General features: G+C 61.4%; 14 protein-coding genes. 2 read left to right on the top strand and 12 right to left on the bottom strand.

Annotation, left to right across the window (positions count from 1 at the left end; genetic code table 11):
• Window positions 1–54 precede the first annotated feature (54 nt).
• The 11 genes from ACNQ62_RS09230 to alr all read right to left on the bottom strand — a co-directional run bounded on the left by ACNQ62_RS09230 (window position 55) and on the right by alr (window position 10,223).
• Window positions 55–1,311, bottom strand: coding sequence for a LysM peptidoglycan-binding domain-containing protein (locus tag ACNQ62_RS09230; protein ID WP_418094743.1), 1,257 nt, complete (start codon window positions 1,309–1,311; stop codon window positions 55–57).
• A gap of 76 nt (window positions 1,312–1,387) precedes the next feature.
• Window positions 1,388–2,047 carry a protein-L-isoaspartate(D-aspartate) O-methyltransferase gene (locus tag ACNQ62_RS09225; protein WP_005853921.1) on the bottom strand — a complete coding sequence of 220 codons (660 nt, stop codon included), beginning with the start codon at window positions 2,045–2,047 and terminating at the stop codon, window positions 1,388–1,390.
• The gene (surE, locus tag ACNQ62_RS09220) at window positions 2,044–2,829 is read right to left on the bottom strand and encodes a 5'/3'-nucleotidase SurE (protein WP_037944447.1); all 786 of its coding nucleotides are present in this window, start codon (window positions 2,827–2,829) and stop codon (window positions 2,044–2,046) included. The genes ACNQ62_RS09225 and surE overlap by 4 nt, the downstream gene beginning before the upstream one ends.
• A gap of 72 nt (window positions 2,830–2,901) precedes the next feature.
• On the bottom strand, window positions 2,902–3,552 hold the full coding sequence (locus ACNQ62_RS09215; protein WP_278374629.1) for an SDR family NAD(P)-dependent oxidoreductase: 651 nt from the start codon (window positions 3,550–3,552) through the stop codon (window positions 2,902–2,904).
• 72 nt (window positions 3,553–3,624) lie between these two features.
• Window positions 3,625–3,891, bottom strand: coding sequence for a pilus assembly protein PilZ (locus ACNQ62_RS09210; protein WP_418094742.1), 267 nt, complete (start codon window positions 3,889–3,891; stop codon window positions 3,625–3,627).
• A 219-nt stretch (window positions 3,892–4,110) separates the two neighbouring features.
• Entirely contained in the window at window positions 4,111–5,595 is a 1,485-nt protein-coding gene (purF, locus tag ACNQ62_RS09205) for an amidophosphoribosyltransferase (RefSeq protein ID WP_037944446.1), read from the bottom strand.
• 186 nt (window positions 5,596–5,781) lie between these two features.
• On the bottom strand, window positions 5,782–6,336 hold the full coding sequence (locus ACNQ62_RS09200; RefSeq protein ID WP_005853908.1) for a CvpA family protein: 555 nt from the start codon (window positions 6,334–6,336) through the stop codon (window positions 5,782–5,784).
• A 28-nt stretch (window positions 6,337–6,364) separates the two neighbouring features.
• Window positions 6,365–7,732, bottom strand: a complete 1,368-nt coding sequence (radA, locus tag ACNQ62_RS09195) for a DNA repair protein RadA (RefSeq protein ID WP_418094741.1) — start codon at window positions 7,730–7,732, stop codon at window positions 6,365–6,367.
• 60 nt (window positions 7,733–7,792) lie between these two features.
• Window positions 7,793–8,560 carry a hypothetical protein gene (locus tag ACNQ62_RS09190; RefSeq protein ID WP_037944444.1) on the bottom strand — a complete coding sequence of 256 codons (768 nt, stop codon included), beginning with the start codon at window positions 8,558–8,560 and terminating at the stop codon, window positions 7,793–7,795.
• A 165-nt stretch (window positions 8,561–8,725) separates the two neighbouring features.
• Entirely contained in the window at window positions 8,726–9,199 is a 474-nt protein-coding gene (locus ACNQ62_RS09185; RefSeq protein ID WP_340241348.1) for a paraquat-inducible protein A, read from the bottom strand.
• Entirely contained in the window at window positions 9,189–10,223 is a 1,035-nt protein-coding gene (gene alr, locus ACNQ62_RS09180; RefSeq protein WP_418094740.1) for an alanine racemase, read from the bottom strand. The genes ACNQ62_RS09185 and alr overlap by 11 nt, the downstream gene beginning before the upstream one ends.
• Window positions 10,224–10,460: 237 nt before the next feature.
• Between alr and ACNQ62_RS09175 the strand changes: the two genes are divergently transcribed.
• A complete protein-coding gene (locus tag ACNQ62_RS09175; RefSeq protein WP_289080008.1) occupies window positions 10,461–11,777 on the top strand; it encodes an alpha/beta hydrolase family protein in 1,317 nt (438 codons plus the stop codon).
• A 12-nt stretch (window positions 11,778–11,789) separates the two neighbouring features.
• On the top strand, window positions 11,790–12,515 hold the full coding sequence (locus ACNQ62_RS09170) for a sterol desaturase family protein (protein ID WP_418094739.1): 726 nt from the start codon (window positions 11,790–11,792) through the stop codon (window positions 12,513–12,515).
• A gap of 45 nt (window positions 12,516–12,560) precedes the next feature.
• On the opposite strand, the gene ACNQ62_RS09165 is transcribed toward ACNQ62_RS09170, so the two are convergent.
• Complete coding sequence (locus ACNQ62_RS09165; RefSeq protein WP_005853895.1) at window positions 12,561–14,063, bottom strand: replicative DNA helicase; 1,503 nt, start codon at window positions 14,061–14,063, stop codon at window positions 12,561–12,563.
• Between the last annotated feature and the right edge of the window lie 15 nt (window positions 14,064–14,078).

The following is a 14,078-nucleotide window of genomic DNA, read 5'->3' as shown; positions in this document are numbered from 1 at the left end:
CAAGCGGCCCCGAAAAGGGGCCGCGTTTTGAAGCTGTTCCGTTTTGCAGTTGGCTTAGTTCAGGTAGGGCGTCGGATCAACGCTATCAAAGCCTTTGCGCACCTCGAAATGTACGAATGAATCATCGCCCGGGCGCAGCTTGGCGATGCTCGTCCCTTTAGAGACGCTATCCCCTTTGGCGACCGACACATTGGCGACATTGGCATATACGGTCAGCAGGTTGTCAGGGTGGCGGATCACGACAATCGGCACGCCCTCGGCGCTCTTGGTGATCGCGGCGACGGTGCCGCTATCGGCGGCTTTGACCGCAGCACCCGGTGTGCCCTTGATGTTGATGCCCTCGTTCTTGCCCTTGGAATAAGCGCGGATGATGCTGCCCTGTACGGGGGGCGACATGCGGCCGGAAGAGGCGGGTTGCGTCGTCTTGCCCACATCGGCGACAGGCTTGGCTGCGGCAGGTTCGGGCTTTGGCACGGCGGGCTTTTCGTCCACGGGCGGTAGCGGTTTCGCGGCGCTTGGCGGGGTCGGCGTTGGCGATCCGGTGCCGGGCAAGCTGGTCGTTGTCGGCGCAGTGGCCGTCGCGGCGGCTGGCACTGCAGCGCTGCGTTTCGGGGCGGCCTGCTGCGCCACGGGGATCAGCAGGAACTGCCCTTCGCGGACAGAGAAATCAGCGCCAAGCCCGTTCCATTCGGCCAGCGTTTCAACCGGCACGGCATAGAGACGCGCGATGGTATAGGCGGTTTCCCCACGTTCCACCTTGTGGCGCACAGGCTCGATCCCGGTCTGTTTCGCGGGGTTCTCGCGGGTGGTGGTCTGCGCCGAGGGCAGGGTGGTGGTCTGCACGCCGGGGGTGGCGGGCGCCCGGTTGATCGCGCCGCCTGCGATGGTCTGGATGTCGACCGCTGCAGTGGTGATCGGACCGGTGCCCGACGCGCCAGTCGCGGGCGAGGGTTCGGCGACGCGGGTCGGTAGGGCGATGATCTCTCCCTTGCGGAGGGGGACAGTGGGGTCGATGCCGTTGTAGCGCGACAGGCTGCCCACATCGGCACCCACGCGGGTGGCCACGTCAGACAGCGTATCGCCACGCCGCGCCACAGCGACCTGATAGTTGGGGTAGGAAATCACACCGCGGTTGTCCGGTGCGGGGCGTTCATCCAGCGGGCCGGTGGCTGCGTGGGCGGTGGTGAAACCGTCGCCAAAGCCGCCGCGCAAATCCATATCAAGGGGCTGTTCACAAGCGGCGAGCAAAAGCGCAGAGCTGCCCGCCAGTACCGTCAGCCTGAGGGTACGGGTCACGTTTGGTTGGGTCATCTGCTCGTCCTCGTCTTCGGTGCCGTCAGCGCCTTGGGGTCCCCGTTCGGGCGGAGTTCCCCTTGCTATACTGCATTTAGCCGTCTTTTCCCAGCCCTTCAAGCAAGGGAACAAAGCGGACCTTGCGCAGCTCGTCATATTCCAGCCCGGTCTCGGTTTTGCGTACACGTATGAGGTGTTGAACCGTGTCCGACTGGCCCACGGGCACGACCATGATGCCGCCCACCTTGAGCTGGGCCAGAAGCGGGCCGGGGGGGTCTTCGGCGGCGGCGGTCACGATGATCCGGTCAAAGGGGGCCTGTTCGGGCAGGCCAAAGCTGCCGTCGCCAATGATCGCGGTGATGTTGGACAGGGCCAGATCCTCGAAGATCTGGCGTGCCTCTACCACCAGCCTGCGGTGGCGGTCGATCGTATAGACGCGCCGCGCCAGTTTGCTGAGGATCGCGGCCTGATAGCCTGATCCGGTCCCCACCTCGAGCACCTTGTCGCGCGACGACACATCCAGCGCCTGCGTCATCAGCGCCACAACTGAAGGCTGGCTGATGGTCTGACCGCAGGCGATCGGCAGGGGCATGTCCTCGTAGGCGCGGGACGCGAAAAGGCCGCGGATGAAGGGACCACGGTCGATCTGCTCCATCGCGTTCAGGACACGGGCATCGGTGACGCCCTTGGAACGGAGTGCGTAAAGAAATTGCATCTTGCGTGTCGCGTCTGTGATGTCTTCTTCGTCGTTCATGTATTGATGGCTTTTAGCGCGTCAAATGTATCATGAGCGGTGAGGTCGGCGCGCATGGGCGTGACCGAGATATAGCCGTCAAGGTTCAGCGCGGCGTCGGTGCCGTCGTCCGTCGGGATCTGCTGGTCCGCGCCCTTGATCCACAAGAACCGCCGCCCCGAGGGCGACAACTGCGGGATCGTGGAAAAGCTGGTATCGCGGCGCATCCCCTGGGGGGCCAAACGGATGCCCTGAACCTCTGCCGCTGCGACGGGCGGGAAATTCACGTTATAGAACAGACGGTAGCCATCCCCATGCGCCGGTGTCGCATCCAGGATACGGCGGATCACATCGGCCCCGTGGCCGGCGGCGGCCTCGAACGGATCATCCAGATCACGGTTGGCAGGGCCGTAATATTGCGACAGGGCCACGGCGGGGATGCCTTGCAGCGCCGCCTCCATCGCGCCACCGATCGTGCCGGAATAGAGCGTGTTTTCAGCCGCGTTGTTGCCGCGGTTCACACCCGACAGCACCAGATCAGGGCGGGCATCCAGCATACAGTCATGCAGTGCCGCCATCACACAATCGGCCGGGCTGCCCTCGACTGAAAAGCGCCGGTCGCTGACCTTTTCGACCATCATCGGCTTGGTGTAGCTGATGCAATGCCCGACGCCGGATTGTTCATAGGCGGGGGCCACGGTCCAGACCTCGCCATCGGGTCCGGCCAGGTCGGTGGCAATGCCCTGCAGGGTCTTCAGACCCGGAGCGTGAATACCGTCGTCGTTGGTGATCAGAATGCGCATAAATTCCCCTTTGCGCCTTGATAGGCGACGGGGCGCGGCGCGGCAAGGCAGGAGCCTTCACCGCATCATGTTTTAAGGCTGGGAAACAGCCAGTTGCGCCAGAATTTCAGCGGCTTGCGACTGTGGCGTGTTCAGCGACTCGCGGTCTTCACCGGGGTGGAAACGCGCGCGTGTCGCGGTTGGCATGGGGGCGGGGGTCATGATGTGGACGCGCGGGCCGATTGCCACGGCTTCGGACTGCCAGCTTTTGGCCAGCGCGATCTGCGCGGCCTTGGTGGCCCCGTAGCTGCCAAAGAACTTGGTCGCCACAACCGGATCGTCAAAGAACACGGCCTGACCCGATTGCCCCAGCAGCGGTGCCACATAGGTGATCAGGGTCGAGGTGGCGGTGACGTTACAGGCGACAGATTTGGCCATGTCTTTGGCGTCGATGTGATCGGTCGGGGCCAAGGGGGCGGCATGGACAGCGGTGTGCAGCCACAGATCAAGGCTGCCCCAGCGGTCATAGATGCCACGGCACAGGGTCGCCATCGCATCGGCATTGGTGATGTCCATCGGGGCCAATGTCGCGCTGCCGCCGCGGGACTGGATGCGGTCGTCCAGCTCTTCCAGGGCACCGGTGGTTTTGGCGACTGCAATGATGTGATGCGTGTCGCAAAGTGCTTCGGCCAGGGCGGCACCAAGACCGCGGGACGCGCCAGTGATAAGAGCTGTTTTTGTCATGGGGTGGCTTTGCCTGAGCCACCGCCCCCCGTCAAGAGGGGCGCGGCACCCGGGGTCATGTCGCGGGGCGTTTCACCCTTTGGGAAGTTTGAGCGTCACCGTGCGCCCGCGCTGCGCCAGAACCACGCTGTCGTCGCCAATGGCGGCGACAGTGCCGTCGCTGATCTTGTCGTTCAAGGTCACGCGGTGGATGCGTCCGCGGCCATCGCGGATCAACGCGCCGGGGTCGGTCAGGCTGCCGAAGGTACCAATCAGGGCGAGCTTGGGCAGGGACGCCTGCTGCGTTGCCAGATTAAGTGTTTTCTGCGGGGTCGGAGTGCCTTTTTCGTCAGTCGACATGGGTGCCTCTTGCTGCGCTTTGGGGGGCAAAGAATGGTTAGACCGAGGGGCTAACAAAGCTGCCTGACAGCCGAAAGAGGGCGCGGGGGAGGCTGGCAAAGACTGGCTTGCACGTCGGCAAAGCTTTGCCAGCGGCACGGGGGCGCGAAACAGCAAAAGGGCGGGCGAGGGGTTGAACCCTGCGCCCGCCCTTGCGGAACTTGTCGCGAAGCGGCGGCTTTATTCGGCGGCTGGCTTCATCTCGAACCCTTGATTGATCTGGTCGGCAGGGGTGACGGGGTAATCGCCCGAGAAGCAGGCATCGCAATATTGCGGGCACTTGTTGTTGCGGCCCTCTGCCTCGCCCACGGCGCGATAAAGCCCGTCGAGCGAAATGAACTTGAGGCTATCCACTTGCAAATGCTCGCGCATTTCCTCTTCGGACATGGTGGCGGCCAGCAGCTTTTCACGTTGCGGCGTGTCCACACCGTAGAAACAGGGCCACGCTGTGGGGGGCGAAGCAATGCGGAAGTGGACCTCTTTCGCGCCGGCATCAAGGATCATCTCTTTGATCTTGCGGCTGGTGGTGCCACGCACAACCGAATCGTCGACCAGAATGACCCGCTTGCCCTTGATCAGCGCGCGGTTCACGTTGAGCTTTAGCCTCACGCCCATGTTGCGGATCTGCTCGGTCGGTTCGATGAAGGTCCGGCCCATGTATTGGTTGCGGATAATCCCCATCGCATAGGGAATACCCGATTCGAGGCTGAAACCGATGGCCGCAGGCGTGCCGCTGTCGGGGACGGGGCAGACAAGATCCGCCTCTACCGGCGATTCCTTTGCCAGCTCGCGCCCGATGGCTTCGCGGGTTTCATAGACCGAACGACCGCCAAGGATGCTGTCGGGGCGGCTGAAATAGACGTGTTCAAAGATACAGAAACGCGATGCGACACGGCGGAAGGGAAAATGGCTTTCGACGCCCGAAGGGGTGATCACGACCATCTCGCCGGGCTCGATCTCTCGGACGAATTCGGCACCGATGATGTCCAGCGCGCAGGTCTCTGAGCTGAGCGCCCAACCGTCGCCAAGCTTGCCCAGAACCAGCGGGCGGACACCCAAAGGATCGCGCACGCCGATCAGCTTGGTGCGGGTCATCGCCACGACCGAAAACGCGCCTTCGACACGGCGCAGCGCGTCTTCCATGCGTTCGGGAATGTTGCGTTGCAGGGACCGCGCCATCAGGTGGATGATACATTCGCTGTCCGACGAGGACTGGAAGATCGACCCGCGTTCAATCAGCTCGCGGCGCAGGGCGTTGGCGTTGGTGATATTGCCATTATGGGCAATCGCGGCACCGCCCATGGCGAATTCACCAAAGAAGGGCTGCACATCGCGGATCGCTGTCGGGCCTTTGTGACCGGAGGTCGAATAGCGCACATGCCCGATAGACAGTTCGCCGGGCAGCGTCTCCATCACCTTTTGCGAGGTGAAGTTGTCGCGCACATAGCCGAAGCGGCGGGCGGACTGGAAACCGGCAGCGGGGTCATAGCTGACGATCCCGCCGGCTTCTTGACCACGGTGCTGCAACGCGTGCAGGCCGAGGGCCACAAAGTTCGAGGCGTCTGCAACGCCGATCACGCCGAACACCCCGCATTCTTCTTTGAGTTTATCCCCGTCATCTGCATCACGCAGATAGGAGGAATCAAACGGGTGTGCGGGGGGCATGATCTTGGACAACGGGGCAACTCCGAATCCGATGAAGGGATAGGGGCTATGTAGGACTTTGGGCGGGCCTTGTCACCCCGCCGTTACATTTTGCCCCCGCATATGCTGCGATGCAACATATGGCAGAAACGCAAACGCCCCCGAAAACGGGGGCGCGTGTTTAACTTTTGGCAGCGTCAGCGGCGATTAGGCACCGCAAGCACCAACCAGTGCCTCGTAGCGGGTGGTGATCCAGCCCAATGCGGCTTCCGGGTTCTGCTCTTCGATCTGGCCGGTAAAGCGCCCGAAGACCTGTGCCGACCGGCTTTCGTCCACCATGGTGAAGGTCTGGCCGGTGATCACGGTGTCGTAGACAAAGAAGGCGATGGCGACCAAAAGAATGCCGCGCGCCACGCCGAAAAGAAACCCGAGCCCCTGATCCAGACCACCCAGAACAGAGCGCTGCACCAGCGACGAAAACAACGGGGTGAACAGCGAGACCACAATCAGCGCAATGGCAAAGACGATGGCAAACGCCCCGATAATCGATAGTTCACAACTGTCGGCAAGGAATTCGCCCACAACAGGGATCTCTGACACCAGCGGTTCAACCTGCGGCGCAAAAAGAAACGCAAGGATCGCGGCGGCAATCCAGCCCACGATCGCCATAAATTCGCGTACAAGCCCGCGGCCATAAGCCAGCAAAGCCGACAGAACGATGACAAGCGCCACAACCCCGTCAATGATGGTAAAACCTTCCATGGTCGTCTTGCCTTCCTTGAAGGGGCGGTTAGCCAGCCCCGAATATTTCGCCTACAAATCCGGTGAGATCGCTCATGGTGTTAAGCGTTATGCCGTTCTTGCCCACCGGTTTTCCGCCCGCGGGCGCGATGGCGCTGGTAAAACCAAGTTTTTGCGCTTCTTTCAACCTATTTTCGGTTTGACTGGCGGGGCGTAGCGCACCGGACAGGCTGATTTCGCCGAAAACAACGGTTTCCGCGGGCAAAGCCACGTCTTCGCGCGCGCTGAGCAAGGCGGCCGCGACCGCCAAATCCGCGGCCGGCTCCGAGATTTTCATGCCGCCCGCCACGTTGAGGTAAACATCAAGCCCCGCAAAGGGGATGCCGCAACGGGCCTCTAGCACGGCGAGGATCATCGCAAGCCGTCCCCCGTCCCAGCCCACAACCGTACGCCGCGCCTGCGAATGAGGCGACGGGGCCACAAGGGCCTGAAGCTCGCATAAAACAGGGCGGGTGCCTTCGATACCCGCGAAAACCACTGACCCTGCGGCGGGTGTGCCGCGTTCGGACAGAAACAGGGCAGAGGGGTTGGTGACCTCTGCCAGCCCTTCGCCGGTCATCTCGAACACGCCGATCTCGTCTGCGGGGCCAAAGCGGTTCTTGACCGCGCGCAGGATACGGAACTGGTGGCCGCGCTCGCCCTCGAAATACAGAACGGTATCGACCATATGCTCGACCACGCGCGGCCCCGCGATCTGCCCGTCCTTGGTGACATGCCCCACAAGAATCACGGAAACGCCGCGCCGTTTGGCAAAGCTTGTCAGCTCGTGCGCGGCGGCGCGGACCTGACTGACGGACCCGGGGGCGGAATCGACGTTATCGGCCCACATGGTCTGTATCGAATCTATGATGACCAGATCGGGCTTCACCTCTTCAAGCGTGGTCAGGATATCGCGCAGATTGGTTTCGGCGGCCAACTCCACCGAGGCGTCAGACAACCCCAAACGCTGCGCCCGCATACGGACCTGCGCCGAGGCTTCCTCTCCGCTGACGTAGATTGTTTTCAAACCACTGCGGGCGAAATGGGCCGCTGCTTGCAGCAAAAGGGTGGATTTCCCGATGCCCGGATCACCGCCGACCAGAATGGCAGAGGACGGGACCAGCCCGCCGCCCAAAACGCGATCCAGCTCGGCAATGCCGGATTGGCTGCGGGGCGGGGGCGTGTCCTTGGTGGTGAGGTCGGTCAGCACCATCGCCGCGCCGCGACGCGTGCCAAGCGATTTGCTGGGCGGGCCGGATGAAATGCCCTTGTCCTGCTGGATCGTATTCCATTCGCCGCAGGCATCACAGCGCCCGGACCATTTGTTATAGGTCGCACCGCAAGCCGTGCACGAAAATGTAACGGGAGATTTAGCCATGCGTCTTTCTGGCCGAACAAAGGGGAAACGTCAAAGCAAAACCTTGGTGCCTGCGCGGGGTTACTCCGCTGCTTTGGGGGGCAGCTCTACCACACGTGAATCGCGGGCCATTTCATCCGCCGATACCGTACGTTCGATTCCCAGTTCGGGCATGATCTCGCGCATTTCAGCGCGCAGGCGGTCCAGCTGTGCCGCGGCCACGCTTTCTTCCAGCTCGACTTCGTGCAGCCAGTGCTTCATCTCGGATGTGATGCCTTTGGCCTGATCCAGACGGCTGTTGAAGAGGTTCACTTCTTCCTGACGCTGCTTGAGGAAATTGCGCGCACGTTCGATTTTCTCGTCGGCATAGACGGTCGCCAGCTCTTTCGAGATGTGGCTCATCTGCGCGGCGACTTCCAGAAGGGCGGGTTCAAGCGTGCTGAGATCAGGGTGATCGCGCAGATAGGCCAGCCGTTCGCGGACCGAGTCGAATTCGGAGGACATGTGAAAAACGTCGCCCCGATCCGCTGCATGCACCGCCCCGTAGGCGCGGGTGATGTCATCCATGTTCAGAGCAAATTTGCGGTGCGACGTTTCAAGCTGCATGATGCGGCGATTGGTGGGGATGAAAAAGCAGATGCCCACGGCCAGAATGGTCAGGCCGATCTGCGCATACATCCCTGCATTCTCAACGGGTTGCCCGTCATAGTTGAGCGGTAGTTCAATCCAGGCCCATTGGCCAAGCGCGGCCATAACGGTACAGACGGTGATCGCCACGGCGGCAACAGCGAAAACCGCGAATGCGAGTCTTTGAAAAAGATACTGAATAAGTGCCGTCAACGCGTTCATCTGTCTCACCTTGTGCTTGAGTTGCTGTTGTAAGCAAGAATATGCCGATGTTGGCAAAAGGCGAAGAAAATCTTGAAATTTCCGTAAATGAATCGATTTTACTTGAGAAATTCCGACCAATTCTACCCAGGCGGGTGGGTTGGTCGCGTGAAAACGCCAGCTTGCTTAGGCGATTTTCTGCGCGCGGTGCCCGATAAACAGCGACGCGAGGATGCAGCCTGTAAACAGGTATAGACCCCAAGCCGTCTCGATCCGCCCGATGCCGATTCCCTTTGATAGGGTCACATAAAGCGCGATCAGAAACACATCCGCCATCGCCAATTTGCCGATTGCCTGCAAGACGGGCAGGGCGCGTGGGCCGATCAGGTGGAACTGTACCAGCGTCAGGCCGACGGTCTTAACATAGGGTGCGATAAGGGCAAAAACCGCGACGATCAGCGCCAGAAACAGGTCGGTGTCCCATAGGGATTTCAGCCCGCTCAGGACAGAGATTTCGGTAAGCCCGAACAGCGGCAGCACGCCCGCCCGCAATAAAGGCGCGGCCCATGCAACGGGGTAGAGGATCAGCAGAGACAGGTTTGCGACGCGCAGCAGCATATCAAAGCGGTCTGCGCGGGGGCGTGCCCCATCACTCCACATAGACCCGGTCATAGCGCGCGCCAAGCGCGGTCAGCACTTCGTAGCCGATGGTGCCCGCAAACCCGGCGACCGTATCCACAGACTGATAGTTCCCGATCAGCTGCAAATGCTCTGGCACCTCTGTCAGGCTGGTCACATCGACGGTGATCAGATCCATAGAGACACGGCCAACAACGGGCAGTTTGCGCCCCTCGTGGGTGAAAGTGGCCCCGTTGCCCAAGGCGCGGATCAACCCGTCGGCATAACCCGCAGCAACGGTGGCGACCAATGTCGGGCGGGGTGCCGTCCAGGCGCAGCCATAGCCGACGGTCTGGCCCGTGGCGACTTCGCGCACCTGAATGACAGGCACATCCAGCGTCACCACCGGCATCGCATCGGCGAAGGGCAATCCGCCGTACACCCCGATGCCCGGGCGGGTCAGGTCAAAGTGGTAGTCACGGCCAAGCATGATACCCCCCGTCGCGGCCAAGGATCGTGGCACGTTCAACCCATCCGTCATTTCGCGGAAGGTCTTGAGCTGGCGGGCATTCATCGGGTGGTTCGGTTCATCCGCGCAGGCCAGATGCGACATGATCAAGGTCGGGTTCTGCGCCAGGGCGATGTCGCGCAGCGCGGCCCATTCCGCGGGGTCCATGCCAAGGCGGTTCATGCCGCTGTTCAGTTGCACCCCGAAACGATGGCCGGGCAAGGCTTCGACATGGGCGATCATCTGGTCGACCGAATTGATCATCGGCGTCAGGGCCGCGCTTCGGATCATATCGGCGTCACCGGGCATATGCCCCGCAAAGACGTTGATCGCAGGGCCGGGCCCCAACACGCGACGCAGGGCCACGCCCTCTTCCGCGACAGCGACAAAGAACTTGCGCGCGCCTTGGGCGGCGAGAACCGGGGCCACGCGGTCAACGCCCAGACCATAGGCGTTTGCCTTGATCACGGCACCGGTGTCGCAGCCGGTCATTTTGTTCAGCGCCTGCCAATTGGCGGCAATCGCATTGAGGTCGATAGAGAGGGTGGCTGTTGTCATGGGATTTGTTTTGACCGTATGCCCGCCAAGGTCAAGCCACGACCAAGGTCACCGGCCAATAATCCCACGCCTTACGGGGAGCGGGACGGAATGTTTGGCCCATTTCCCTAACGTAACGAAACCTTCGCATGATGCTTGCATGGTGGCGCGAACGCGATAGCTTGGTTCCTGACAAAAGACAGGCTGCGCGCAGTAGCCGCATATAAAACGGGAGAGAGTTCAATGCGAGTTTTAACAATGACAACGGGGCCCGTGCTGGCGGTGGTCACGGCGATGGCCGCGCCTATGGCGCTGGCCGAGAACCGGATCGATACCCAGATGCCCACAGCCCCTGATATGGCGGCCTATGGCGACGAAGCGATCGGCGTGCGCCAGCTTGACCTGGTGCATAAGGACCAGATCGATATCCTGTCCATCGATCCCGCAGCGGACAAACCTGAAACCCTGCCGCGCTATGATCGCCCGCTGACGGTCGAGGTCTGGTACCCCGCCGCGGACGGGGCCACCGGCGACACCGCGATCAAGGCGTTCATCCGCGATGGCAAGACCGAGGTCACCTTGCAAGGCAAAGCCATGCGCGACGCGGAACCAGCACAGCCCGACGCGGCCTATCCGCTGGTCATCGTCTCCCACGGGTATCCCGGCAACCGCTTCCTGATGTCCCATCTGGCCGAGAATATCGCGTCGAAGGGCTATGTCGTGGCGTCCATCGATCACCTGGATTCGACCTATCGCACGCAGGCGGCCTTTGGCTCTACGCTGGTGAACCGGTCGCTGGACCAGCTTTTCGTGCTGGATGAAATGGCGCGTCTGTCGCAAGACGAAAGCTCTTTTCTCAATGGCTTGGTGGATGCGGATAACACCGGTTTGATCGGCTATTCCATGGGCGGCTACGGCGCGGTGATCACCGCAGGTGGTGGCGTGACCGAAGCGTCGGTCGGCTATGGCTGGGGCGGGCCGCATGGCACTTTGGGCATCCATCAGGCGGGGTCCGAGACGCATAACAACCTGCCCGACCCAAGGATCAAAACCGCCATCGCGATCGGCCCCTGGGGCATGAACACGGGCTTCTGGGATGCCGAAGGCTTGAAGGGCGTGCAGATCCCCATGCTGTTCATGGCCGGGTCCGAGGATATGGTATCGCTTTACGAAAAAGGCGTGCGCGCCATTTGGGAAAACGCCAGCAGCGTCGACCGCGCCTTGCTGACCTTTGAAAACGGCGGCCATAATGCGGCGGCCCCGATGCCTGCGCCTGCGGAATCCTTTCGCGATGACGCTGATCTGGGGTTCAACGTGTCGGGCCACTATACCGATCCGGTCTGGGACACGGTGCGCATGAACAACATCGCGCAGCATTTCGCCACCGTTTGGATGGCGCAGCATCTCAAGGGCGATGCCGAAATGGGGGCCTATCTTGATCTGGTCGAAAACTCCAACGACGGGGTCTGGTCGATGAACGAGGATGGCACCCCGAAGGAAGATCACAGCTATTGGAAGGGGTTCGACAAGGACACCGCTAAAGGGTTGCGCTATGAAACCCTGTCGCCCGAGTAAGGGGCACCGCTGATGATGCGCTTGCGTATCATGTTCTCGCATGCGGCCGTCGTGGTGATGGCGGTCGCCTGTGGGGCGGGGCTGGTTGGCTTGGCGTTGTTCGCGCCGCTATGGGTCTGGGCGCTGATCCCCTTGGGGGTCGCCGCGCAAATGCTGAATGAATACAACCTGCACCGCTATGTGTTCCACCTATCGCCCCCGCGGGCGCAATGGGCATTCAACCTGCTGTATATGGCGCACTACGGTCATCATGATTTCCCGACCAACACCAAACTGTTTTTCGTGCCGATCTGGGTCGCTTTGCCGATGCTACTGGTGAACGGAGGGCTGCTGTGGGGTGTTCTTGCCCTGTTTGCTGTGCCGCAGGCGGGCTGGATTGCCGTGGCCATCGTGCCAGTGGGCGGGGTGCTGACCTTTCTGGTCTATGAATGGTTCCACATGACCGCCCATGTGAACGTGCCAAAATCGCGGGTAGAGCGTTATGTGACAACGCTGCACAACCAGCATCACTTCCGCGATTTCAGCAAGTGGTTCCACGTCAGCCCCGGCGGGGCGGTGATTGACCGCGCGATGGGGACGGCGATTGACCGCGAGGCGCTAAAGCACCAGCAACGGATTGAATTCATTCGTACTTTGGGGATGCGGCCCAATGACCCGAGGCTGATCGCGGCGCGGGAGCGCTTTGCCGCGAAATACAATCTGTCAGAGGCAGAGATCGCCCGCGCGGCGGTTGTCTGACCTCTGCACAAGGCTTGTGTTCATCGAATTAACGGGGTGTGGCGATCAGAACTCCTGATCGCCGCCGCCATTTTCACTCTGCCACGGTTTCACAAGGTTACCAAAGCGGGTGTAGCGTCCTTCGAAGCTGAGATCGACAGTACCAATCGGGCCGTGACGCTGCTTGCCGATGACCACCTCGGCACGACCGTGCAGACGCTCCATCTCTTCCTGCCAGATCGCCATTTTATCCAGCTCGTGATCGCCGGGCTTTTCGCGTTCCTTATAGTATTCCTCGCGGAACACGAACATCACGACGTCGGCATCCTGTTCGATCGACCCGGATTCACGCAAATCCGACAGCTGCGGGCGTTTATCTTCGCGGTTTTCCACCTGACGCGACAGCTGCGACAGGGCGATCACGGGGATGTTGAGCTCTTTCGCGATGGCCTTGAGGCCCATGGTGATTTCCGAGATTTCATTCACCCGGTTTTCGCCTTTGCCCGTTCCGCGCACCAGCTGGAGGTAGTCGATAATCAACACGTCCAGCCCATGGGTCCGTTTGAGCCGCCGCGCACGGGCGGCCAGCTGGCTGATCGGCAGGGCGGGCGTGTCGTCGATATACAGCGGGCAGGCTTCCAGCGCTTTGGCGGCATCGACGAAACGGCGGAATTCGGTCTCTGTCATATCACCCGACCGGATCTGGTGGGACGGGATTTCGGCCGCTTCGGACAGGATACGCGCGGCCAACTGCTCCGCGCTCATCTCGAGGCTGTAGAACCCGACAACGCCACCGTCTACCGCGCCTTCGGTGCCGTCATGCAAGGTGCCCCGGCGGTAGGCTTTGGCGACGTTGAAGGCGATGTTCGTCGCAAGCGAGGTTTTCCCCATCGACGGACGACCGGCAAGGATCAAAAGGTCAGAGGGGTGCAAACCGCCCAGCTTTTTATCCATATCAATCAGACCGGTAGAGACACCGGATAGGCCACCGTCGCGCTGGTAGGCCGCATTGGCCACGTTGACCGCATCGGTCACGGCTTTCAGAAAGCTCTGGAAACCGCTTTCGGTCTGACCCTGCTCGGCGAGCTTATAGAGTTTCTGTTCGGCCTCGACGATCTGTTCGCGCGGCTCTGACGCGACATCGACCTGTGCGGCTTTGGCCGCGATGTCACGGCCCAGCTGGATCAGGTCGCGGCGCACCGCCAGATCATAGATCATCTGCGCATAGTCGCGCACGGCAAAGGCGCTGATCGCGGCACCGGCAAGGCGCACCAGATAGGCGGGGCCGCCCAGTTCTTTCAGCCCTTCGTCATCCTCCATAAACGCCTTGAGCGTCACGGGGGAGGCAAGGTTGTTCTTGGCGATCCGCGCGGCGGCGATCTCGAAGATACGGGCGTGAACGGGGTCGTAGAAATGCTTGGGACCGATGACAGACGCCACGCGGTCGTAGATATCGTTGTTGGTCAGGATCGCGCCCAACAACTGCTGTTCCGCTTCGATGGAATGCGGCATTGTCTCGGCCGCTTGAACCGTTAGCTGGTTACCGTCGATGCTTGAAATCTCGTTCATGCTACGTGTTGCCCC

This window comes from Sulfitobacter sp. SBS6 (assembly GCF_048285585.1).
Lineage (GTDB): Bacteria > Pseudomonadota > Alphaproteobacteria > Rhodobacterales > Rhodobacteraceae > Sulfitobacter > Sulfitobacter pontiacus.
Note: the sequence above shows the minus strand (reverse complement) of the source record. Positions and strands in the feature narration are given on the sequence as shown.